Origin of the sequence: Streptomyces sp. NPDC046985, assembly GCF_040644415.1 — a bacterium.
Taxonomy (GTDB): domain Bacteria; phylum Actinomycetota; class Actinomycetes; order Streptomycetales; family Streptomycetaceae; genus Streptomyces.
This window is the reverse complement of sequence record NZ_JBEYWK010000005.1, coordinates 107,361-129,609: the sequence shown is the minus strand read 5'-3', so window position 1 is coordinate 129,609 and position 22,249 is coordinate 107,361. Positions and strand designations below refer to the sequence as shown.

At 74.1% G+C, this 22,249-nt stretch carries 20 protein-coding genes and 1 tRNA gene; 9 read left to right on the top strand and 12 right to left on the bottom strand.

Annotated features, from left to right (window positions below; genetic code table 11):
• Positions 1-15: 15 nt before the first annotated feature.
• Together ABZ861_RS08295 and ABZ861_RS08290 are read left to right on the top strand one after the other, a co-directional pair.
• Complete coding sequence (locus ABZ861_RS08295; protein WP_361625680.1) at positions 16-1,632, top strand: glycerol-3-phosphate dehydrogenase/oxidase; 1,617 nt, start codon at positions 16-18, stop codon at positions 1,630-1,632.
• 179 nt (positions 1,633-1,811) lie between these two features.
• A complete protein-coding gene (locus ABZ861_RS08290; protein ID WP_361625677.1) occupies positions 1,812-2,855 on the top strand; it encodes a PAC2 family protein in 1,044 nt (347 codons plus the stop codon).
• Between the two features lie 269 nt (positions 2,856-3,124).
• On the opposite strand, the gene mshC is transcribed toward ABZ861_RS08290, so the two are convergent.
• The 4 genes from mshC to ABZ861_RS08270 all read right to left on the bottom strand — a co-directional run bounded on the left by mshC (position 3,125) and on the right by ABZ861_RS08270 (position 6,778).
• Positions 3,125-4,354: a cysteine--1-D-myo-inosityl 2-amino-2-deoxy-alpha-D-glucopyranoside ligase gene (gene mshC / locus ABZ861_RS08285; protein ID WP_361625674.1), complete on the bottom strand. Its 1,230-nt coding sequence runs from the start codon at positions 4,352-4,354 to the stop codon at positions 3,125-3,127.
• A 182-nt stretch (positions 4,355-4,536) separates the two neighbouring features.
• Positions 4,537-5,334, bottom strand: a complete 798-nt coding sequence (locus tag ABZ861_RS08280; RefSeq protein WP_361625671.1) for an SCO1664 family protein — start codon at positions 5,332-5,334, stop codon at positions 4,537-4,539.
• Positions 5,331-5,921, bottom strand: a complete 591-nt coding sequence (locus ABZ861_RS08275) for a DUF3090 domain-containing protein (RefSeq protein ID WP_361625668.1) — start codon at positions 5,919-5,921, stop codon at positions 5,331-5,333. Before ABZ861_RS08275 ends, ABZ861_RS08280 begins: the two co-directional genes overlap by 4 nt.
• A gap of 170 nt (positions 5,922-6,091) precedes the next feature.
• Positions 6,092-6,778, bottom strand: coding sequence for a histidine phosphatase family protein (locus ABZ861_RS08270; RefSeq protein ID WP_361625665.1), 687 nt, complete (start codon positions 6,776-6,778; stop codon positions 6,092-6,094).
• 64 nt (positions 6,779-6,842) lie between these two features.
• On the opposite strand from ABZ861_RS08270, the gene corA reads away from it, so the two are divergent.
• Entirely contained in the window at positions 6,843-7,844 is a 1,002-nt protein-coding gene (gene corA / locus ABZ861_RS08265; RefSeq protein WP_361625662.1) for a magnesium/cobalt transporter CorA, read from the top strand.
• A gap of 240 nt (positions 7,845-8,084) precedes the next feature.
• Here the strand turns inward: corA and ABZ861_RS08260 are convergent, their stop codons facing one another.
• On the bottom strand, positions 8,085-9,140 hold the full coding sequence (locus ABZ861_RS08260; RefSeq protein WP_361625659.1) for an LLM class F420-dependent oxidoreductase: 1,056 nt from the start codon (positions 9,138-9,140) through the stop codon (positions 8,085-8,087).
• Positions 9,141-9,522: 382 nt separating this feature from the next.
• Between ABZ861_RS08260 and ABZ861_RS08255 the strand changes: the two genes are divergently transcribed.
• Together ABZ861_RS08255 and ABZ861_RS08250 are read left to right on the top strand one after the other, a co-directional pair.
• Positions 9,523-10,506 (top strand): aldo/keto reductase, encoded by a 984-nt coding sequence (locus tag ABZ861_RS08255; RefSeq protein WP_361625656.1) that lies wholly within the window; start codon positions 9,523-9,525, stop codon positions 10,504-10,506.
• Positions 10,503-13,151 carry a helix-hairpin-helix domain-containing protein gene (locus tag ABZ861_RS08250; protein WP_361625653.1) on the top strand — a complete coding sequence of 883 codons (2,649 nt, stop codon included), beginning with the start codon at positions 10,503-10,505 and terminating at the stop codon, positions 13,149-13,151. The genes ABZ861_RS08255 and ABZ861_RS08250 overlap by 4 nt, the downstream gene beginning before the upstream one ends.
• 551 nt (positions 13,152-13,702) lie before the next feature.
• On the opposite strand, the gene ABZ861_RS08245 is transcribed toward ABZ861_RS08250, so the two are convergent.
• Positions 13,703-14,437: a hypothetical protein gene (locus tag ABZ861_RS08245; RefSeq protein WP_361625650.1), complete on the bottom strand. Its 735-nt coding sequence runs from the start codon at positions 14,435-14,437 to the stop codon at positions 13,703-13,705.
• Between the two features lie 47 nt (positions 14,438-14,484).
• Between ABZ861_RS08245 and ABZ861_RS08240 the strand changes: the two genes are divergently transcribed.
• Complete coding sequence (locus tag ABZ861_RS08240) at positions 14,485-14,673, top strand: DUF5703 family protein (protein ID WP_361625647.1); 189 nt, start codon at positions 14,485-14,487, stop codon at positions 14,671-14,673.
• 118 nt (positions 14,674-14,791) lie between these two features.
• Here the strand turns inward: ABZ861_RS08240 and ABZ861_RS08235 are convergent, their stop codons facing one another.
• The 3 genes from ABZ861_RS08235 to ABZ861_RS08225 all read right to left on the bottom strand — a co-directional run bounded on the left by ABZ861_RS08235 (position 14,792) and on the right by ABZ861_RS08225 (position 17,680).
• Positions 14,792-15,757 carry a chaplin gene (locus ABZ861_RS08235; RefSeq protein WP_361625644.1) on the bottom strand — a complete coding sequence of 322 codons (966 nt, stop codon included), beginning with the start codon at positions 15,755-15,757 and terminating at the stop codon, positions 14,792-14,794.
• A 194-nt stretch (positions 15,758-15,951) separates the two neighbouring features.
• Complete coding sequence (gene chpH / locus ABZ861_RS08230; RefSeq protein ID WP_361625641.1) at positions 15,952-16,185, bottom strand: chaplin ChpH; 234 nt, start codon at positions 16,183-16,185, stop codon at positions 15,952-15,954.
• A gap of 169 nt (positions 16,186-16,354) precedes the next feature.
• On the bottom strand, positions 16,355-17,680 hold the full coding sequence (locus ABZ861_RS08225; protein WP_361625638.1) for a M20/M25/M40 family metallo-hydrolase: 1,326 nt from the start codon (positions 17,678-17,680) through the stop codon (positions 16,355-16,357).
• A 166-nt stretch (positions 17,681-17,846) separates the two neighbouring features.
• Between ABZ861_RS08225 and ABZ861_RS08220 the strand changes: the two genes are divergently transcribed.
• A tRNA-Leu gene (locus tag ABZ861_RS08220) sits at positions 17,847-17,934 on the top strand.
• A 263-nt stretch (positions 17,935-18,197) separates the two neighbouring features.
• On the opposite strand, the gene ABZ861_RS08215 is transcribed toward ABZ861_RS08220, so the two are convergent.
• The gene (locus tag ABZ861_RS08215) at positions 18,198-19,787 is read right to left on the bottom strand and encodes a phosphoribosyltransferase family protein (RefSeq protein ID WP_361625635.1); all 1,590 of its coding nucleotides are present in this window, start codon (positions 19,785-19,787) and stop codon (positions 18,198-18,200) included.
• Positions 19,788-19,799: 12 nt separating this feature from the next.
• The gene (locus tag ABZ861_RS08210; protein ID WP_361625632.1) at positions 19,800-20,111 is read right to left on the bottom strand and encodes a dsRBD fold-containing protein; all 312 of its coding nucleotides are present in this window, start codon (positions 20,109-20,111) and stop codon (positions 19,800-19,802) included.
• 155 nt (positions 20,112-20,266) lie between these two features.
• Between ABZ861_RS08210 and ABZ861_RS08205 the strand changes: the two genes are divergently transcribed.
• Positions 20,267-20,644 (top strand): YchJ family metal-binding protein, encoded by a 378-nt coding sequence (locus ABZ861_RS08205; protein ID WP_361625629.1) that lies wholly within the window; start codon positions 20,267-20,269, stop codon positions 20,642-20,644.
• Between the two features lie 144 nt (positions 20,645-20,788).
• Here ABZ861_RS08205 and ABZ861_RS08200 read toward each other — a convergent pair whose 3' ends face one another.
• Entirely contained in the window at positions 20,789-21,490 is a 702-nt protein-coding gene (locus ABZ861_RS08200; RefSeq protein ID WP_361625626.1) for an FCD domain-containing protein, read from the bottom strand.
• Between the two features lie 150 nt (positions 21,491-21,640).
• Between ABZ861_RS08200 and ABZ861_RS08195 the strand changes: the two genes are divergently transcribed.
• Complete coding sequence (locus ABZ861_RS08195) at positions 21,641-22,186, top strand: gluconokinase (RefSeq protein WP_361625623.1); 546 nt, start codon at positions 21,641-21,643, stop codon at positions 22,184-22,186.
• Positions 22,187-22,249: the final 63 nt, after the last annotated feature.

Genomic DNA, 22,249 nt, shown 5'->3' with positions numbered 1-22,249 from the left:
GAGTAGTTGAGCGCAATGACCAGTCAGTCCACCCTCCAGTCCGTGCCCGCCCTGGGCACGCACCCGGCCTCCGGCTCGCTCCCGAGCCGCGCCGAGACCCGGGAGCAGCTCTCCAGGGCGGCGTACGACCTCCTGGTGATCGGCGGCGGCATCCTGGGCATCTCCACCGCCTGGCACGCCGCGCAGTCCGGACTCAGGGTGGCCCTGGTCGACGCCGGCGACTTCGCCGGCGCCACCTCCTCCGCCTCCTCCAAGCTGCTCCACGGCGGGCTGCGCTATCTGCAGACCGGCGCGGTGAAGCTGGTGGCGGAGAACCACTTCGAGCGCCGTGCGGTCTCCCGCCAGGTGGCACCCCACCTGGCGAACCCGCTCACCTTCTACCTGCCCGTCTACAAGGGCGGGCCGCACGGCGCGGCGAAGCTCGGGGCGGGCGTGTTCGCCTACTCCGCGCTGTCCGCGTTCGGCGACGGCGTGGGCCACCTGCTCAGCCCGGCGAAGGCCGCGCAGGACGTGCCCGAGCTGCGCACCGAGAACCTCCGGGCGGTGGCCGTCTACGGCGACGACCAGATGAACGACGCGCGGATGGCGCTGATGACGGTCCGCGCGGCCGTCGAGGCGGGCGCGGCCGTCCTCAACCACGCCGAGGTCACCGGGCTGCGCTTCACCCGGGGCCGGGTCACCGGCGCCGAGGTGCGCGACCGCCTCTCCGGCGACGAGTTCGGCGTGGACGCCCGCCTGGTGCTCAACGCCACCGGGCCGTGGGTGGACCGCCTGCGCCGCATGGAGGACGCGCACGCGGCGCCGTCCATCCGGCTGTCCAAGGGCGCGCACCTGGTGCTCAAGCGCACCTCGCCCTGGCGGGCCGCGCTGGCCACCCCGATCGACAAGTACCGCATCACCTTCGCCCTCCCCTGGGAGGACATGCTGCTGCTGGGCACCACCGACGAGCCGTACGAGGGCGATCCGGGCGAGGTCGCGGTCGACGACAAGGACGTGGCGCAGATACTCGACGAGGCCGCGTTCTCGGTGCGCGACCAGCAGCTCGACCGGGATCTGATCACCTATGCGTTCGCCGGGCTGCGGGTGCTGCCGGGCGGTCCCGGCGACACCGCCAAGGCGAAGCGGGAGACGGTCGTCACCGAGGGCCGGGGCGGCATGCTGTCCGTCGCGGGCGGCAAGTGGACCACCTTCCGGCACATCGGCCGCACGGTGATGCGCAAGCTCCAGGAGCTGCCCGGACAGCCGTTGGGCGAGGACTTCGAGCCGATCGCGACGCTGCCGAAGAGGCTGCCGCTGCCGGGCATCGCCAATCCGCGCGCGGTCGCCCACCGGCTGCTGTCGGACCGTCCGGCGCCCGGCCCCCGGATGGCCGCCGACACCGCCAGGCACCTGGCGACGCACTACGGTTCGCTCGCCTTCGACATCGCGCGGCTGGCCAACGAGAACCCGGCGCTGGGCGAGCGGGTGCACGCGGACGCCCCGGAGATCTGGGCGCAGGTCGTCTGGGCCCGGGACCACGAGTGGGCCGAGACGACGGACGACGTGCTGCGCCGCCGCACGACGCTGACCATCCGCGGCCTGGCCACGGACGAGGTCCGCGCGGGCGTGCAGAAGCTGCTCGACGACCGGTAGACCGCCCCCGCCGTCCGGTGCGCCGCCGTGCCCGTCCGGGCCGCTCGATCTTGGGTGTTCGAGGGGTCCGGACGGGGCAGTGATGCGTTCACTCCCCCGTGCGAGGGGGCTGCTGGCGCCCCCGCCGCACGCCGTAAGGTTGGTGGGTCAAGCGAGAGCACGTCGGAAGGAGGCACTGGGTGATCGAGCTCGAGGGGGTTCCCGAGCTGATCGACCCGGTCATGGTGGCCGCGTTCGAGGGCTGGAACGACGCCGGCGACGCCGCCTCGACCGCGGTCGCGCATCTGGAGCGGGAGTGGAAGGGCGAGGTGTTCGCGGCGCTGGACGCCGAGGACTACTACGACTTCCAGGTGAACCGCCCCACGGTGTTCATGGACGGCGGCGTGCGCAAGATCACCTGGCCGACGACCAGACTGTCCGTCGTCCGGGTCGGCGGCGACAAGCCGCGTGACCTGGTGCTGGTCCGCGGGATCGAACCGTCCATGCGCTGGCGCTCGTTCTGCAACGAACTGCTCGGGTTCGCGCACGAGCTGGGCGTGGAACTGGTGGTCATCCTCGGCGCCCTGCTCGGCGACACCCCGCACACCCGTCCGGTCCCGATCAGCGGCACCACGTCGGACGCCGACCTGGCCCGCCGGATGGACGTGGAGGAGACCAAGTACGAGGGCCCGACGGGCATCGTGGGCGTCCTCCAGGAGGCGTGCGCGCACGCCGGAGTGCCGGCGGTGTCCCTGTGGGCGGCCGTCCCGCACTACGTCTCGCAGCCGCCCAACCCCAAGGCGACGCTGGCCCTGCTCAACCGCCTGGAAGACCTGCTCGACCTGCGTCTGCCGCTCGGCGAGCTGGCCGAGGACGCGCGCGCCTGGCAGGTGGGAGTGGACCAGCTCGCCTCCGAGGACAGCGAGGTCGCCGAGTACGTCCAGACGCTGGAGGAGGCCCGGGACACCGCCGAGCTGCCGGAGGCGTCGGGCGAGGCCATCGCCCGTGAGTTCGAGCGGTATCTGCGGCGCCGGGACGGCGGCCCGTCGTCCGGCGGGCACGCGACGGCGGACGGCGGCGAGGGCGGCTCGTTCCTGCGCGACGCCCCGGGCGGCCGTACGCGTCCGCCGAAGCCGCCGAGGCCGGAGAGGGACGCGGGGACGGACAAGGGACCGGACAAGGGGCCGGGCGCCGGACGGGACGCGGAGACCGACCCCGACGACGGGGACGGCTCGCAAGACTGATCCGCGTCCGCGCCGACGGGACTGGTCCGGGCGCGCCTCGACAGGACTCATCCGGGCGCGCCTCGACAAGGCTGGTCCGGACGCGCGTCGACAGGGCTGGTCCGGACGCGCGTCGACAGGACTCGTCCGGGCGCGCCTCGACAAGGCTGGTCCGGGCGCGCCTCGACAGGACGGATGCGGGTCCGCGCCGACGGGGCTGAGCCGGGTCCGCGCTCAGGGGCGGTGCGCCGCGTGGCGCACCGCCCCTCGCGCGTGGCGGGCCGGAACGCTCAGAGAGCGACGCCGAGCAGGGCGTCCACCGCCCGCGAGACCACGCCCGGGGCGCCGGTGTCCGCGCCGCCGCTCTCCTCCTGGAGCGTCGCCCAGCGGTCCACGGCGGTCAGGGCGGCCGGGGCGTCGAGATCGTCGGCCAGGGCCTCGCGGATTTCCTCCACCAGCGCGTCGGCGCCGGGTCCGTCGGGCCGGGAGACGGCGGAGCGCCAGCGGTCCAGGCGGGCGACGGCGCCCCGCAGCGCCTGGTCGGTCCACTCCCAGTCGGAGCGGTAGTGGTGGGCGAGCAGCGCCAGCCGGATGGCGGCGGGATCGACGCCGTCGTACCGCAGCCGGGAGACGAACACCAGGTTGCCCTTGGACTTGGACATCTTCTCGCCGTCCAGCGCGACCATGCCGGCGTGCACGTACGCCTTGGCCATGGGGAACTCGCCGGTGAGGACCTGGGCGTGCGAGGCGCCCATCTCGTGGTGCGGGAAGGCCAGGTCGGAGCCGCCGCCCTGGACGTCGAAGCCCATGCCGAGGTGGTCCAGCGCGATGGCCACGCACTCGATGTGCCAGCCGGGCCGGCCGCGGCCGAGGGAACCGCCGTCCCAGCTCGGCTCGCCGTCGCGGGCGGCCATCCACAGCATCGGGTCCAGCGGGTTCTTCTTGCCGGGGCGGTCCGGGTCGCCGCCGCGCTCGGCGGACAGCGCCCGCATCGCGGCCGCGTCCAGGCCCGCGACCGAGCCGAAGTCGGGGTCGGCCTCGACGGAGAAGTAGACGTCGCCGTCGAGTTCGTAGGCGGCGCCCGCGTCGCGCAGGCGCTCGACGAGCGGCACGATGCCGGGTATCGCCTCGACGGCGCCGATGTAGTGCCGGGGCGGCAGCATCCGCAGGGCGGTCATGTCCTCGCGGAAGAGGGCGGTCTCCTGCTCGGCGAGGCCCGCCCAGTCGACGCCGTCGCGCTGCGCGCGCTCCAGGAGGGGGTCGTCGACGTCCGTGACGTTCTGGACGTAGTGAACCTGCCGCTTGGTGTCGAGCCAGACGCGCTGTACGAGGTCGAAGGCGTTGTAGGTCGCCGCGTGACCTATGTGGGTCGCGTCGTACGGCGTGATGCCGCAGACGTAGAGGCGGGCGACGGGACCGGGGGTGAGGGTGACCAGGCCACCGGTCGCGGTGTCGTGGATCCTCAGGTCGCGACCCTGACCAGGCAGGGCGGGGACCTCGGAAGCGGGCCAGGCATGCATGTCATGAGCGTAACCGGACCGTGGTCCCCTCTACGAACCGGATCGGCCCCCGGTCGCCCCGGACCGGCCTCGCGGGCCGGTGGGCGCGGTGAGCCGGTGGGCGCCGCGAGCCGGTGGGCGCCGTGAGCCGGTGGGCGCCGTGAGCCGGTGGGCGCCGTGGGAGGCGTCCGGTGCGGGAGCGGCTACACCGGCGGCCAGGGGATCGCGGGCCAGTCGCCGGCCGGCGCCGGGTGGACGCCGGAGGCGAGGAGGCCGTCGACCCGCGCGCGGAGGGCCTGCTGCTCGGCCGGGGTGATCAGGTCGGCCAGCCGGGCGGCGAGGGCGCCGCCGTCGCGCAGGGCGTCCTGGAGCCCCTTGAGGACGCCGAGGCACTCCTGGGGCAGCGGCTCGCCCGCCCAGCCCCACAGCAGCGTGCGCAGCTTGTCGTCGGTGTGGAAGGCGACGCCGTGGTCGATGCCGTACAGCCGGCCGTCCGCGGTGGGCAGCAGGTGGCCGCCCTTGCGGTCGGCGTTGTTGATCACCGCGTCGAGCACGGCCAGCCGCCGCAGCCGCTCGTCGTCGGCGTGCACGAGCAGCGCGGTGCGGTCCTCGCCGACGTCCGCGAAGCCGATCGCCTTCCAGCCGGGTCCGGGTTCCTCGCCGTCCACGAGGGCGAGCAGCTCGGCCTCGGGGGCCGCGTCGATCCAGAGCTGCACCATGCCCTCGCCGTGGGGCCCGTCGCGCAGGACGGTGGGCGGCACCAGGCCCCAGCCGGTCGCCTCGGAGACCTCGTAGGCGGCTGCTTCGCGCGCGGCGAGCGTGCCGTCGGGGAAGTCCCACAGCGGGCGCTCCCCGGCGACCGGCTTGTAGACGCAGGACGCCTCGCGCCCGTCGTGGACGACGGTGCAGAACAGCGCCGCGTTGGAGGCGTCGCGGATCCGCCCACGCACGGTCAGCCCGCCGTGGGCCAGCAGGTCGGCGTCGGCCGGGTGGGACGTCATGCCCCTCGCCGGTATCCGTTCTGACGCGGGCATACGTGTCCTTCCGGGTCGAGCGGGAGGCTGCACAGCGGGCACGGCGGCCGGCCCGCGCTGACGACGTCGAGGGCGCGTTTGGCGAAGGCTCTCGCCTGGACGCCGGTGAGCCGGACCCGCAGCATCGGCGGCCCGTTCTCCTCGTCCTGGAGCAGCAGCTCCTCCGCCTCGGCCAGGTCCTCCTCGGACTCGGCGTCGAGTTCCACCAGGGCCTGCGCCTCGACGATCATGCGCTGCTCGTCGCCGTCCCAGGCGAGCGCCATGGTGCCGACGCGGAACTCCTCCTCGATGGGGGTGTCCAGCGGACCGGTGTCGGCGATCTCGGTGGGCGCCACGGCGGGCACGGACGCGTTGCCCCCGCTGCGCCGCACGACCTCGTCGAGCAGTTCTTCCATGCGTTCGGCGAGCGCGGCGACCTGGGTCTTCTCCAGGGCCACGCTGGTCACCCGGGCGCCGGCGACGGCCTGGAGGAAGAACGTACGGCGTCCGGGCAGCCCGACCGTGCCGGCCACGAAGCGGTCCGGGGGGTCGTAGAGGAACACCTGACGGGACACGTCCTGTCTCCATCTCCATGGAATCGGGAAATCGGGTATCGGAAATCGGGTATCGGCTGCCGGCGACCCGGCCGTCGCGCGTCGGGATCGCGTACCGGGACGACGTCGGGACGCGACGTCGGCGGGAGCGGGAGTCGGCGGCGACCGCTTCACCCTACTGCGGCCGACGATCACGGTGCGCCCGCGTCGCCCCCGACCGGTGCGTCGCCGCCCGCCGGCTCCTCGCGCGGCGCCAGCGAGGCGAAGTCGCCGGTGTCGCCCAGGCGCACGAGGAAGGGCCGCAGCCGGGTGTAGCGGATCGCGGTGACGGAGCACGGTTCGACCGAGATCCGCTGGAAGAGGTCCAGGTGGAGCCCGAGCGCGTCGGCCACCAGGGACTTGATGACGTCGCCGTGGGAGCACATCAGGTACACCGCGTCCGGGCCGTGGTCGCGCTCCACGCGCGCGTTCCACTCGCGGACCGCCTCGGCGGCGCGGGTCTGCATGGCGCGCATCGACTCGCCGCCGGGGAACGTGGCCGCCGAGGGGTGCGCCTGCACCACCTCCATCAGCGGCTCGTCCGTGAGTTCGGAGAGCTTGCGGCCGGACCAGTCGCCGTAGTGGCACTCCCCGATCCGGTCGTCGGTGTGGGCGCCCAGCCCGGGACGGGCGTCGAGGAGGGGTTGTACCGTCTCCTGGCAACGCTGGAGCGGGCTGCTGACGACCTCGGCGATCGGCAGCCCGTCGAGCCGGCCGGGCAGCGCGGCGGCCTGCGCGGCGCCGCGTTCGTCGAGACGGACTCCGGGGGTCCAGCCGGCGAGCAGTCCCGCGGTGTTGGCGGTGGAGCGTCCGTGCCTGACAAGGATCAGCGTGGGCATGCGGCCAGGGTAGGCGTATGCACGGCCGCGGCGTCGGCCGGGCGGAAGGAGAGAGGCAGCACCTGTGATCGTGGACTGTGGCATCTATCGCGACGGGCGGCGCGAGCCGGGCCCGGAGGACTTCTCCGACGCCCTGGCCAAGGCGCGCGCCTCCCAGGGTTTCGTGTGGCTGGGCATGCACGAGCCGAGCGAGAAGGAGTTCGACCGGGTCAGCGAGGAGTTCGCCCTGCACCCGCTGGCCGTGGAGGACGCCCTGAAGGCGCACCAGCGGCCGAAGCTGGAGGTCTACGACGACTCGCTGTTCCTGGTCCTGAAGCCGGTGATGTACGAGCCGCGCAGCGACGCCGTCTCCACCGGCGAGCTGATGATCTTCCTGGGCGACTCGTTCGTGGTGACCGTGCGGCACGGCGAGGGCGACGCGCTGACCGACCTGCGGCACCGCCTGGAGCAGGATCCGGAGACGCTGCGCAAGGGCCCCACCGCGGTGATGTACGCCATCGCCGACATGGTCGTCGACCACTATCTGGACGTGGCGGTCGAACTCCAGACGGACCTGGAGGAGCTGGAGGGCGAGGTGTTCTCGCCCGAGCGGGGCGGTTCGCGGCACACCGCGTCGCGGATCTACAACTTCAAGCGCCAGATCACCGAGTTCCGGCGGGCGACGGGCCCGCTGGCGCCGCCGATGTCCCGGCTCAGCGGCACCGGGCAGAGCGCCTTCGCGACGGCGGTGCCCTTCGTGGACGACGCGGCGCGGCCCTTCTTCCGGGACGTCAGCGACCACCTCACGCGGGTCAACGAGTCCGTGGAGAGCCTGGACCGCCTGGTCTCGGACATCCTGTCGGCGCACCTCGCGCAGACCAGCGTGCAGCAGAACGACGACATGCGGAAGATCTCCGCGTGGGCGGCCATGGCGGCCATCCCCACGATGATCGCGGGCATCTACGGCATGAACTTCCAGCACATGCCCGAGTTGCACTGGGTGTGGTCGTATCCGACGGTGATCGCGGTGATGGCCGTGCTGGAGGTGCTGCTGTACCGGCTGTTCAAACGGCGGGGCTGGCTGTAGCGGAGGAGGGTGCGGCGGCGGAGGGGCCCGTAACCGGGCGGCCCCCTCGGGCGTTGTTCTCCGTGACGGCCGTGGCGGGGAAGATCCCCCGAGCCCCCACCACGGCCGCGAGAACCTCACGGGCGCGACGCGCCGCCCCATGCGGCCTCTGGCACGTGTCTTGATGCCGTGGCCGGGAAGGCGAGCCGGTCACAACCTCTCCGGTCACGGCGCTGGCGCGTGGGCGCGTTCCGTGTCGGGTCAGGCCAGCCCGGCGCGCTCCAGGGCCTCGGTGCCGGCGCGCAGCGAGGCGAGCCGCTCCTCCAGGGTGAGGCCGGCCGGAGCGAGGGTGAGCGTGGTGACCCCGGCCGCGGCGTACTGCTTCATCCGGTCGGCGATCCGCTCGACGGAGCCGAGCAGCGTGGTCTGGTCGATGAGCCGGTGCGGCACGGCGTCGGCGGCGCCTTGCTTGTCGCCGGCCAGGTACTTGTCCTGGATCTCGGCGGCTTCCTTCTCGTAGCCCATGCGCTGGGCGAGCTGGTTGTAGAAGTTCTGCTTGCGGCTGCCCATGCCGCCGACGTACAGCGCGGTGTAGGGGCGGAAGGCGTCGGCGAGGCGGGGGACGTCCTGGTCGTCGCCGACGGCCAGCGGCAGGGTCGGGCAGACGTCGAACCCGTCCATGGTCAGCCCCGCCTTCTCCCGCCCGGCCCGCAGGTGCCCGACCGCCGTCTCCTCCAGGTGGTCGGCGGAGGGGAAGATCAGCAGCGCGCCGTCCGCGATCTCGCCCGTCTGCTCCAGGTTCTTCGGGCCGATGGCGGCGATGTAGAGGGGGATCTGCTCGCGCTGCGGGTGCACGGTCAGCTTGATCGGCTTGCCGGGGCCGCCGGGCAGCGGCAGCGTCCAGTGCGCTCCCTCGTAGCTCAGGCGCTCGCGGGACAGGGCCTTGCGGACGATCTCGACGTATTCGCGGGTGCGGGCCAGCGGCTTGTCGAACCTGACGCCGTACCACCCCTCGGAGACCTGCGGGCCCGAGACGCCGATGCCGAGCCGGAACCGGCCCCCGGAGAGCGAGTCGAGGGTGGCGGCCGTCATCGCCGTCATCGCGGGCTGCCGGGCGGGGATCTGGAAGATGGCCGAGCCGACGTCGATGCGCTCGGTCTGCGCGGCGACCCAGGAGAGCACGGTCGCCGCGTCCGAGCCGTACGCCTCGGCCGCCCAGCACACGGCGTAGCCGAGCCGGTCCGCCTCCTGCGCGACGGCCAGATTGTCCGCGTCCATTCCGGCACCCCAGTAGCCGAGGTTGATGCCGAGTCGCATGCCGATCCCCTTACCGATGAGTAACGTGCCTGTGACGGGAACCCTAGCGCGGGGGCGGGGGGCGCGGCAGGCTGCGACGGGTGTGACGGCCGCCGTTTCCCCGGGCGTCCGAGCTGTCCGACGCGGGGGCCGGGGCCCGTTGGCTGGGGGCTGGGGGCTGAGGGCCAACGGGGTGGTCCGCGGTCCTCGGAGCCGGGGACGACGGGCGGCGGGCGGCGGCCGGCTGGCGGCGTCCGCGACGCGCCGAGCGGGCGATTGTGTGGGCGCGGGTTCCGAGGCCGGCGGCCGGGGGTCCGACGGTGGTGAACGGGGATCGGTGGGCCTCGGCGGGGTTATCCACAGGTCGCCCACGAGCCATCCCTGGCCAGTAATCTCGGCGTTCATGGAGCAGAGGCATCTCGGCCGCACGGGCCTGCGCGTGTCCCGCATCGGCCTCGGCACCCTCACCTGGGGCCGGGACGTCGACGAGCACGACGCCGCGGACATGCTGAAGGCGTTCTGGGAGGCGGGCGGCACCCTCGTCGACACGGCCGACGTGTACGGCGACGGCGAGGCCGAGTACCTGCTCGGACGCCTGATGGAGGGCCTGGTGCCCCGGCGCGACCTGGTGATCTCGACCAAGGCGGGCAGCGTTCCCGACCCGGACCGGCGGTTCGACGGGTCCCGCGGCCATCTGCTGGCGGCCCTGGACGCCTCGCTCGACCGGCTCGGCACGGACCACGTCGACGTGTGGCACGTGCACGCCTACGACCACTCGACCCCCCTGGAGGAGACTCTTCAGGCCCTCGACCTGGCCGTGAACAGCGGCCGGGCGCGCTACGCCGGGGTCTCCAATTTCTGCGGCTGGCAGCTCGCCAAGGCCGCGACCTGGCAGTTGGCGGCCCCGGGCCTGCGGACCCGGCTGGCGAGCACCCAGATGGAGTACTCGCTGCTGCAACGGGGAGTGGAGCGCGAGGTGCTTCCGGCCGCGCTCGACCTGGGCGTCGGCATGCTGCCCTCCTCGCCGCTCGGCCGGGGTGTGCTGACCGGCAAGTACCGGGGCGCCACGCCGCCGGACTCGCGGGGCGCGTCGGAGCATCTGGCGCCGTTCGTCGAGCCGTACCTCGACGACACCGCCGGCCGCATCGTCGACGCCGTGACGACGGCGGCGGACGGCCTGGCGGTCACCCCGCTCCAGGTCGCCCTCGCGTGGGTCCGGGACCGGCCCGGCGTGACCGCCCCGATCGTCGGCGCGCGCACCGCGCCGCAGCTCGCGGCGGCGTTGTCAGTGGAGGCGCTTAGTCTTCCTGACGAGATCTGCCGGGCTCTCGACGACGTGTCGGCGCCCGTGCACCGCTATCCCGATCACGACTGGAGCACGCTGTGAGCACGGAGCCGGACACCACGGAGAACGCGGAGCCGGGGGCCCCGGACATCCGGGCGGAGGACACGACGTCGGGAGAGGGCGGGGGCCGCGCGGAGGGCGCTGCGGCGGCAGCGGCAGCAGCGGCGGGGGGCGCCTCGCCCGCGGAGGGTGGCACGTCCGCGGGGGGCGGCACGTCCGCGGGGGGCGGCGCATCTGGGGAGGGCGGTATGCCTAGGGACGGTGGCAGGTCTGGGGACGGTGGCGCGTCTGCGGAAGTTAAAGAACCGGCGCGGGGCGCCGACCCGGCGGAGCACTCGTCGGCCGGGGATGAGGATGCAGACGAGGACAAGTCGGGAGCGGTGACGGGGAGCGGTCGTTCGGCCGGTGGTGGGGAGGCGGAAGCCGGAGAGCCCGCCGCCGGCGGAGAGGCGGATGCCGGAGAGCCTGCCGCTGACGGAGAAGCAGCAGCCGGGGAGCCCGCCGCCGAGGGGGACGATGCCTCGGGTAAGCGGTCCGAGGCGGAGGCCGAGTTGGCCGCGCAGCGGCTGGAGCGGGAGCGGATCGACCGGCGGAAGGCGGAGAAGAAGGGCCCGATCGAGGCCGGGGGCAAGCTCAGCGGCACGGCGGCCGATCTGCTCGCGGCGGTGCGGGCCGTGGAGGGCGGCGCGAAGCCTGCGGCCAGCGCCTTCGCCGCGGCCGAGGAAGAGCCCGCCCGGCGCAGGCCCGCGCCCGAGCCCGCGCGCCGACCCGGTCCCGTGTCCGCCGAGGCCGCCGCCGCACCCGCCGGTCCCGCGCCGCAGACCGTCCAGGCCGTGGGCCGGGTGCTGGGCGAGGGCGGCGCTCCGGAGGCGCTGGCGTTCCCGGCCGCGGCGGCGCTCGGCGAGGGCGCGGAGGAGCGGCTGCGGTCCGACCCCTGGCAGTTGCTGCACGTCCCCGGCGTCCGGCCGGAGCAGGCCGACGGCTTCGCGCGCGCCCTGCTCGGCGCGGAGTGCGGCCCTGACGACGAGCGGCGCGGCCGGGCCTTCACCGTCTGGCTGCTGGAGCAGGCCGCCTTGGCCGGTCATACGGCGCTGGACGCCCCGGCCCTCACCGCCGCGCTGGAGCAGCGAGGGGTGCCCGACCCCGACGCGGCGCTCCAAGGCGCACTGGCAGAGGGCGACGCCCTGGTGTTCCAGGACGCCTTGGAGGCGCCCGGAGGCGGCGCCCCCGCAGCCCGCGGCGGCGCCGAACACCGTGGGCGCGACGAGCCCGGCGCGGACACGCAGGACGACGCGGCGGGAGCGGACGGCGACGAGGCGGACGCGCAGCGCCCGGTGCGGCTCCTCGTCGGCCTGGAGCGGTACGCGCTCGCCGAGGAGAGCCTGGCCGACGGGCTCGGCCGCCTGATCAACTCCGCGCCCGAGCAGGGCGGTCCGGCCGAGGCATGGGAGCGTGCCGCCGCCTCCGCCCGGGGTTCGGCGGCCGAGCTGATCCGCGCGGTCGCCGCTCACGGCCTGGTGCTGCACACGGGCGGCGAGGCGTCCCGCGTCGACCCGGCGCGGCTGCTGCACGAGGCGCGCGGGCTCGGGCTGCGCGCCTGGGCCGCCGCGCACTCCACCCTCGGCCGGGACGGCTTCGCCGAGCTGCTGTCGCGGCGGGAGTCTGACGCCTCCCGTGAGCCGGCCTCCCCGGATGCCGCCGCGGCGGCGCCTCCCGTCGCCACGGTCGCCGGGCTGCTGTCCGGCGCCGAGGGGCCGGGCCGGGACGCCGACGGTGCGTTGGAGGCAGACCTGCTCATCGTGCTCGACGCTCCCCAACTGGACGTGGAGACGGCGGCCCTGCTCGTGGAGGCGCTGGCGGACGGGGCGCGTCTGGTGCTGACCGGAGATCCCGGTGTGCTGTGGTCCGTGGGCCCCGGGCGGGTCTTCGCGGACCTGCTGGCGGCTCGGGTCTGTCCGCACGTCGCCTCCCGGGTCCCGGACCCGGGCCCGCTCGGCGAGTTGGTCTCCGGCATCGGGATCGGTGAGCTGAACCAGGTGGAGGCGCCGGGCAAGGAGGTCGTGATCGTCCCGGTGCGGGACGCCGGGGACGCGGTGCACCGGACCGTGCAGCTCGTCGCCGACTCCGTGCCCCGGGCGATCGGCGTCCCGGCCGACCAGACCGTGGTGATCACCCCGGGACACGGCGGTGCGGCGGGCACGCGCGCGCTCAACACGGCATTGAAGGAACGCCTCAATCCCGGCCCCGGGCGGTTCGGCGGCTTCGACCCGGGCGACCGGGTCGTCTACTCCCCCACTGCGGGGCGCGCACTGCCCAGTGAAGTGGTGAAGGCCGACGCCGACGGGCTGCACCTGTCGTGCGCGGGCGTTCCCGTGGTCGTTCCCCGGGAGCGGGTGGAGGCGTGCGTGCGGCACGGCTGGGCGCTGACCGCGCACCAGGCGGTGGGCGGCCGGTGGCCCGCCGCGGTCGTGGTGCTTCCCGGTGACGCCGCGCAGGCGCTGAGCCGGCCGTGGGTCTACACGGCGTTCGGCCGGGCGAGCCGTCATCTGTCCGTGGTGCAGGGCGTGGAGCAAGCGCTGCCGCGCGCGGTGGCCGAGGTGTCCGCCCGACCCCGTACGACCCGCCTCCCGGCCCTGCTCACCACGCAGGCCCGGGACACCCGGGACCAGACGGCGGCACACGACTGAACCGGCACGGGGCTGCCGCCGCCCTGTGCCAGGCGGTCGGCGGCAGGGGGCGGCCGAGACGGTGTCTGGCGGCCGGGCGGCACTCGGCGGCGGCCAGGGCGGTGCCTGACGGGCGGGGCGGCACTCAGCGGCCGGGGCGGTGCCTGACGAACGCGGCGACACCCGGCGGCCGGGGCGGCATCCGGCGGCCCGGGGCGGTGGCTGACGAACGCGGCGGTGCCTGACGGCCAGGGCGGTGCCTGACAGGCGGGGCGGCACTCAGCGGCCAGGGCGGTGCCTGACGAACGCGGCGGCACCCGGCGGTCGGGGCGGCATCCGGCGGCCCGGGGCGGTGGCTGACGAACGCGGCGGTGCCTGGCGAAAGGGAGGGGCCGGACGACCTGGGCGGTCCTGCGCTGCCGGGGCAGCGCGAGGGCGCCCGTCGCCGCCATGTGTTTCCCGGACGTGGGAGGGCAGTGGAGCGGAGGCGGTCGTCTGCCGCCTCCGCTCCACCGCCCTCGCTGTGAACCGGCCCGAGTTGTGGACTCGCCCGCGCTGCGGACCCGGCTTCGCTACCGGTCCCTGACGTTCAGGGGCTCCGCGTCGTCGTCCTCGTCGAGGTCGCTGTCCGCCGCGCCGTGATCGCCGTGATCACCGTGATCGCGGCCGTCCTCATCGTCCTCGCCGTCCTCATCGTCTTCCTCGTCGAAGACGGCGCTGACGTCGAAGCGGCAGACCACCGCCTCCGGGTCGACGTGGTCGAAGGGCGACTCGAGCCACTCGCCGGGGTCCGCCGGCTCTTCCGAGGCCGTGACCCAGAGCGTGGAGTCGCCCTCCTCCAGCCCGAACTCCTTGTGCCGGGAGGCGATCTCGTCCGGTTCGAACTCGCCGAACAGGACGCCGAGCGCCCCGTGCATCGTCCCGGAGACGCCCTCGCCGAGGCCCGCACCGGCCTCGGCGTCCGCGGCCTCCACCCGGCGGGCCTGCGCCAGCAGGCGCTGCGGCTCGGCCACGGCGTAGTCGCGGCGGATCAGCACGCTGATCGCGTGGGGCTCCTCGGGGCCCGTGTAGGGCGGCAGCGAGTCGTCGCCGGGGATCTCGAAGGGAGTGACCTCGTCGTAACGGTCGTAAAGCAGCTCGTCGTACGTTTCTGCGGCCGCGGCCAACTGGTTGAACGCCTCGTAGACGGCCGGGTCCTCCTCCCCCGACCTGCGTTCGACCGCGGCCAGATGGCGGTCGAGCGCGGTCTTGACCGCCTCGGCGGCGGCGCGTACCTCGGCAGCGGTGGGCTGCGCAGCATCAGACATAGTGCAGACGCTATCCGTACCGGGGCCCAGCCCGCACAATAGATGCGATGCCGGAATACGAATTTGTCGACGTGTTCGTACCGCGCGGGGTGTCCCGCAAGGAGACGACGCGCTTGCTGACGGACCACGCCGAGTACGGACACTGGGAGTTGCACCGCCTCAGCCTGATGCGCGATGGCAGCCGCAGAGTGCGTTTGCGCCGGCGGATCATCCGCCAGGTGCGCGCCACGTGGTGAGCTGAGGCGGACGGATCGAACCCAGCGGGCCCCGCACGTGCGGGGCCCGCTGTGTCATGCGCACGTCGCCGCTCACGCTGTGGGCGTCGCGCGCCGGTGAACCTCTCCGGTCACAGCACTAGACCGAGGCGCGCGCCTTGCGGAACAGCACGGCGCCCGCCAGCAGCGCGCCCGCGCCCACCGGGAGGGCGAGGCCCAGCGGCACGTCGCTGCCGGTGTGGGCGAGCTGCGACCCGCTGCCGGGCGCGGTCACGTTCTGCGTCTGCGGCTGGCTGGCCTGCACCACAGCGGCGGGCGTCTTGCCGCCGGTGGCGGCCGGCGTGGTGGGCGTTCCGGGATGGCCGTGGGTCCCGGGGGTTCCCGGAGTCCCAGGGGTGCCCGGAGTCCCAGGCGTGCCCGGAGTCCCAGGCGTGCCCGGAGTCCCAGGGGTACCGGGAGTGCCCGGAGTCCCAGGGGTGCCCGGAGTCCCGGGAGTACCAGGAGTGCCCGGCGTCCCAGGGGTGCCCGGAGTGCCGGGGGTACCGGGGGTGCCCGGCGTCCCAGGCGTGCCCGGAATCCCGGGGGTGCCCGGAGTGCCCGGGGTCCCGGGCGTGCCCGGAGTCCCGGGCGTGCCCGGGGTCCCAGGGGTGCCCGGGGTCCCAGGGGTGCCCGGGGTCCCGGGGGTGCCGCCCGTGTTGCTGCACGTGTTGCCCACCGCCGGGTTGAGCAGCCCCACGACGTTGACGCTGTTGCCGCACACGTTCACCGGCACGTCCACCGGCGCCTGCACCGTGTTGCCCGAGCCGACGCCGGGCGAACCGCTGGTGCGTCCGACGGCGTGCGAGCCGCCGCCCGAGCCGCCGCCCTGATTGGCGCACCGGTTCCCCACCGCCGGGTTGAGCAGCCCGACGACGTTGACGGTGTTGCCGCAGACGTTCACCGGGACGTGCACCGGCACCTGCACTGTGTTGCCGGACAGCACGCCCGGCGAACCGGACGCCGTCCCGGCCGCTCCCGCGTCGGCGTGGGCGGCGCCGCCCGCCGCGGCGAGCACGCCGGTGGCGGCCGCCATGGTCAACAGGCCCTTGCGGGTGAGTTCTCGCATATCGCTGACTTCCTGCCTTCGACATTTACGAACCTTCTGGACCGCGCGCGCGAAATAAGGGCGGACATCACGCCGTCGCGCCGCGCGCGAACCCCGTCGGCCCGGAGCGCGTGACGCGCGCTCCGGGGGCTGACGGGCTCAGACCCCCCACGGAGTCGATGGAGTCGGCCCCTTACGGGGCGCGGTGCGCGGCGTCAGCCGTTGACGCAGCTATTGCCGAAGGCGGGGTTCAGCAGACCGATCACCGAGATGGTGTTGCCGCAGACGTTCACCGGCACGTGCACGGGGACCTGGACGACGTTGCCGGACGCGACGCCCGGGGACTGCACCGCAGCGCCCTGAGCACCGGAGTCGGCGGCGGCCAGGCCCGCGCCCGCGAGGACGAGCCCACCGGTGGCGACAGCGGTGGCGACGACCTTCTTGATCATTATTCCTCCTAGATGACAACGCGATCTCATGGTGCCGATCGCATCACCTGTAACGAGGAGGGAGTAATGGGGCTACGAGCTGATCGTCACATTCACTCGTCCCGGTTATGTCCGCACGCCCGCTCGAATTCCGGCGTCCACTGCTGGGCGGTCTGCCCGGCGGGCGCGTTCAGGAGGCGTCGATGAACCGGTCGAGCACGCGGACGCCGAATCGGAGCCCGTCCACCGGCACCCGCTCGTCCACGCCGTGGAACATGCCCGCGAAGTCCAGCTCCGGGGGCAGCTTCAGCGGCGCGAAGCCGAAGCCGCGGATGCCGAGGTCGTCGAAGGACTTGGCGTCGGTGCCGCCGGAGAGCATGTAGGGGATCGCCTTGGCGGCCGGGTCCTCGGCCACCAGGGCGGACTGCATCGCCGCCACCAGCTCCCCGTCGAAGGACGTCTCGACGGCCTTGTCGGCGTGCACGTCCTCGCGCTTCACGTGCGGCCCGAGGAGGCGGTCGAGGTCGGCGAGGAACTCCTCCTCGAACCCGGGCAGGAAGCGGCCGTCCACGTGCGCCGTGGCCTCGCCCGGGATGACGTTGACCTTGTAGCCGGCGCCCAACTGGGTGGGGTTGGCGGTGTTGCTCAGGGTCGCGCCGATGAGCTTGGCGATGCCGCCGAGCTTGGCGAGCGTCCCCTGCATGTCCTCGGGGTCGAGCTTCGTGCCGAGCGCGTCGCCGAGTTCGTCGAGGAAGGCCCGGGTGGTCGCGGTCACCCGCACCGGGAAGGTGTGCCGTCCGAGCCGGGCGACGGCCTCCGACAGCTCGGTGATGGCGTTGTCCCGGTGGATCATCGAACCGTGCCCGGCGGTGCCGGCCACGGTCAGCTTCATCCAGTGCATGCCCTTCTCGGCCGTCTGGATCAGGTAGAGCCGCCGCTCCTCGCTGACCGTGAAGGAGAAGCCGCCGACCTCGCTGATCGCCTCGGTGACGCCCTCGAACAGCTCGGGGTGGCGGTCGACGAGGTGACGGGCGCCGTACGTGCCGCCCGCCTCCTCGTCGGCGAGAAAGGCCAGCACGATGTCCCGCGGCGGCCTGCGCCCGCTGCGCAGCCGGTCGCGGACGACCGCCAGCGTCATCGCGTCCATGTCCTTCATGTCGACCGCGCCGCGGCCCCACACGCAGCCGTCCGCGATCTCGCCGGAGAAGGGGTGGTGGGTCCAGTCGTCGGCCTGGGCCGGTACGACGTCGGTGTGGCCGTGGATCAGCAGGGCGGGCCGGGACGGGTCCTCGCCCGCGATCCGGGCCACGGTCGAGGCGCGCCCCGGGTGCGACTCGAAGATCTGCGGCTCCAGCCCCACCTCGGCGAGCTTCTCGGCGACGTACTCGGCCGCCTTGCGCTCGCCCGGTCCCGAGTGGTCGCCGTAGTTGCTGGTGTCGATCCGGATCAGGTCGCGGCAGAGGTCCACGACCTCGTCCTCGCCGGTGACGCCCCTGGTCGTGTCCGTCTCGCTCACGCTGCTTCCTCCCGCTGTGCGCTGGTGGTCCACCCGTGTGCCGGTGGTCCCCTCATCCTCTCCCCTGCCCCCGTTCCGCCCCAAGGCGGCCGTGATCGGCCAGTCCGGAAAGCCTGGTAATGTTTCCTCCGTCGCCGCGTGAGAGACCTCGCACGACACACACCCTGTCCGGGTGGCGGAATGGCAGACGCGCTAGCTTGAGGTGCTAGTGCCCTTTATCGGGCGTGGGGGTTCAAGTCCCCCCTCGGACACCAGCTAAGACCCCAGTCGACCTGGGGTCTTTCTGTTCATCCGGCTGCGACGTGCCTAACGGTCCCGACAATCCCCAGGTCAGACCAGGGCTGACAGGCCGAGTCGGCCAGCACCGGAGGCGGCGAGCTTCCGTCTTGGCGGTGAACCGGAGCGGCTGCGCGTCGGGCCGCTTGCCGTCACCGCGCGCCCAGGCGTCGTCTGGAACGCCTTGGAAACGTCGTCAGCGGACTCATGGGACTCATGGGCTGATGCTCGGGCTGGGGCGTCACACGTGCGCCGCTGCCATGTGGTCGGTGAACCAGTCACGGGCCAGGGCGGTCACCGTTTCCAGTGCGCCGGGTTCCTCGAAGAGGTGGGTGGCGCCCGGGACGACCGCCAGGCGGCTTTCGCAGGTCAGTCTGGACTGGGCGCGGCGGTTGAGGTCCAGGACCGTGCCGTCGGCGCCGCCGACGATGAGCAGGGTGGGGGCCGTCACGGCGGTCAGGGCGGCTTCGGCGAGGTCCGGGCGGCCGCCGCGGGAGACGACGGCGGCGATGTCGGCGTGCGGTTCGGCGGCCGCTCGCAGGGCGGCCGCGGCGCCGGTGCTGGCGCCGAAGTAGCCGACGGGCAGCCCTTCGGCGGCGCGCTGGCCGCGCAGCCAGCGGGTGGCGGCGGTGAGCCGGGCGGCCAGCAGCGCGGTGTCGAACACGTTGTCCCGGTCCGCCGCCTCCTCCTCGGTGAGCAGGTCGAACAGCAGGGTGGCGAGCCCGGCGCGGTGCAGGCCGGCGGCGACGAACTGGTTGCGCGGGCTGTGGCGCCCGCTGCCGCTGCCGTGGGCGAAGAGCACGACGCCGGACGCGTTCTCGGGCACGGACAGCCGTCCGCCGAGTCGCAGGGCGCCGACCGCGACCTCCGCCTCGCGATCCTCCGCACCGCGAGCGTACGAGCGGCCGCGCTCGACGCGGGCCCCGTGCTCGGCGCGGGTTCCGTGCTCGACGCGGGCCCCGTGCTCGGCGCGGGTTCCGTGCTCGACGCGTGCCCCGTGGTCAGGGCGGCGGACCCCGTGTTCAGCGCGTGCCCCGTGGTCAGCGTGGACACCGTGGTCGGCGCGGGCCCCGTGGTCTTCGCTAGCGTCGTGGTCGGCGCTTGCACTCTGCTCGGCGCGGGCGCCGTAGTCGTCGCGGGCGCCGTGGTCCTCGCTCGCACCCCGGTCATCGCGGGCGCCCCGGTCCTCGTCGGCGCCGATGGGCGTGGGCCGCAGGAAGGCGACCGCGTCCTCGTCGTCGAGTTGGGCGAAGTCGGCGTAGAACTGGCCGACCGCGAGGAATCCGGCGGGAGTGGCCAGGGCGATCAGTTCGTCTGCCTCGCCCGCGAGGCGGCGCGTCCAGTCCGGCGGTGCGACGGGCACCGCGAGGACGGTCCGCGCGGCGCCCCTGGCCCGGACCGTGCGGCAGGCGGCGCGCGCCGTCGAGCCGGTGGCCACCCCGTCGTCGACCAGGACGACCGTGCGGCCCGCGACGCCGACCGGCGGACGGCCGCTCCGGTAGCGCCGTGCCCGCCTGCGCAGCTCCCTGCGCTCGCGTTCCTCGACGCGCGCCAGCACGTCCGCGGTCACGCCCGACTGCCTGAGGACGCCCTCGTCGACGACGCGCACGCCGTCCTCTCCGATGGCCCCCATGCCCAGCTCCGGCTGCGCGGGCACCCCGAGTTTGCGTACCAGGCACAGATCGAGCGGCGCGCCGAGCGCCGCCGCCACGCCCGCGGCGACGGGCAGTCCGCCGCGGGGCAGACCGAGAACGACGACGTCCTCTCCGGCGAGGTGCGCCAAGCGGGCCCCGAGCCGTCGGCCCGCTTCCTCACGGTCCGCGAAGAGCACCGTGCCGCTCCCTCACTCCGCGGGCGTCCACAGCGGAGCGGGCGGCACGGCCTCTGGGGCGCCCATCTCCTCGATGCCGCCCGCGGCGGCCCGCAGCAGGTCGCGGCCCAGTGCGACCAGAGCGCGTCCGGCGGCGAGCTCGTCGCCGATCTCGGGCGCCGCCGCGTCGTAGGGGTTGCGGCGGGCCTCCGCGCAGGTCTCCAGGACGTTGTCGCCGGTGTCCAGGATGATCCGTGCGGTGGTGTCCGGGTCGCGCTCGGACAGATATAGGTTCAGCCGCCATTCCTTGACGGCGGGAGGCCGGCCGTCGACGGGTCGCGTCATCTCCGTCTCTCCTCTGCTCGGGTGCGGGCACCCGTGTCGTCTGCCCCTTCCACTGTGCCTCGTACGGAGGCGAGCCGCCGCCTCGTGCGGGAGCGAGCCGTGCGGGCGCCGGGGCGGGGGCTCGGGGCCGGTCCCAGGCAGGCAGAATGCGGGACATGACCACGCCTTCCCCGTCCTGTCCCTGCGGGCTGCCCGAGCCGTACGAGGCGTGCTGCGGCCGCTGTCACCGCGGCGCCGCCGCGCCGACCGCCGAGGCGCTGATGCGGTCGCGGTACGCGGCCTTCGTCCGGCGGGACGCGGCATACCTGCTGCGCACCTGGCATCCGCGGACCCGGCCGGGCCGGCTGGACCTGGACCCGGGGACGCGCTGGACGGGCCTGGAGATCCTGGGCGCGTCGGGCGGCTCCGCCTTCCACAGCGCGGGGACGGTGACCTTCCGGGCGTCCTGGCGGGGCGGCTCGCTGCACGAGCGCAGCCGGTTCGAACGAGTCGACGGGGCGTGGGCGTACGTGGACGGGGACTTCCTGGAGTAGGACGGCGCTTTCCCGATACGTCCACGCGCCGTGACGTGCGCTTTCCGGCGCGCCTCGCGCCGCAGCGGGCGCTATCCCGACACGCCTCGCGCCGCAGCGGACGCTTCCCCGGTACGTCCTCGCGCCCCGGCGGGCGCGCCCCCGTCACGGCGCGAGGACGTCGAGTTCCTGGAGCGCGCCGACGGTGATCTCGCGGGTCAGCAGCTCGGCCCGTTCGGCGTCGCCCTGGCGGACCGCCTCGGCGACCTGGACGTGGAGGGTGACGGCGGCCGGGTCGGGGTCCTCGAACATGACCTGGTGCTGGGTGCGGCCGGTCAGGACCTCGGCGACGACGTCCCCGAGGCGGGCGAACATCTCGTTGCCGGAGGCGTTGAGGATCACGCGGTGGAAGGCCACGTCATGCAGGAGGTACTGCTCCAGTCGGTGGCCGCGCGAGTTGGCCACCATGCCGAGCGCGCACTCGGTCAGCTCGGCGCACTGCGCGGGAGTGGCGTGCCGGGCGGCCAGCGCGGCGGCGGCGGGTTCGACGGCCGAGCGCAGCACGGTCAGCGAGCGGAGCTGGCGCGGGCGGTCGGCGCCGGCCAGCCGCCAGCGGATGACCTGGGGATCGTAGACGTTCCACTGCGCCGGGGGCAGGACCGTCACGCCGACCCGGCGGCGCGAGGCCACCAGGTGCATCGACTCCAGCACGCGGACCGCCTCGCGCATCACGGAGCGCGACACGTCGAAGCTCTGCGCCAGCTCGTCGGTGCGCAGGACGCTGCCCGTCGAGTACTCGCCCGCGGTGATCGCGGGGCCCAGGGCGTCCAGGACGCGGCCGTGCAGCCCCCGGCCCGGTGTGCTCATGCACTCAGCGTACGGGGTGGATCACACGTCAAAAAGTCAGACTTATATGTCACAGACTATTGAATTCGTCGTACCTAATGGGTTTCAGTGTGGCGGACGCCGGAGGTCGGCGTCGCAGTCGAGGACGACAGCGAAGACAGCGAGGCAGCGATGCGCACCCCTCCGGTCGTCGTGGTGATGGGCGTCGCCGGCACGGGCAAGACCACGGTCGGTCCCCTGCTCGCGGGCCGGCTCGGCGTCCCGTACGCCGAGGGCGACGACTTCCACCCGCGGGCCAACGTCGCCAAGATGTCGGCCGGCGTTCCGCTCGACGACGACGACCGGTGGCCGTGGCTGGACGCCATCGGCGGCTGGGCGCACGGGCGCGCGGGGCTCGGCGGGGTGGTGAGCGGCTCGGCGCTGAAGCGGTCGTACCGCGATCGGCTCCGGGCGGCGGCGCCCGGGATCGTCTTCGTGCACCTGACGGGCGACCGCGGGCTCATCGAGGACCGGATGACGCGGCGTCAGGGCCACTTCATGCCGACGGCGCTGCTGGACTCCCAGTTCGCGACGCTTCAGCCGCTCGAAGAGGACGAACGCGGCGTCGCGGTGGACGTCTCCGGCTCGCCCGAGGAGATCGCCGCGCGAGCCGCGGCGGCGCTCGACGGGCTCGACGGCGCCCCGCGGGCCGCCCCGGCGGCGCCGACCGCGCGGTAACACGCCGCAGCGTCAAAGCCGTTGGCCGCTGCGGCGCCCTCGCGCATCTCTCCTCCCCCTTCC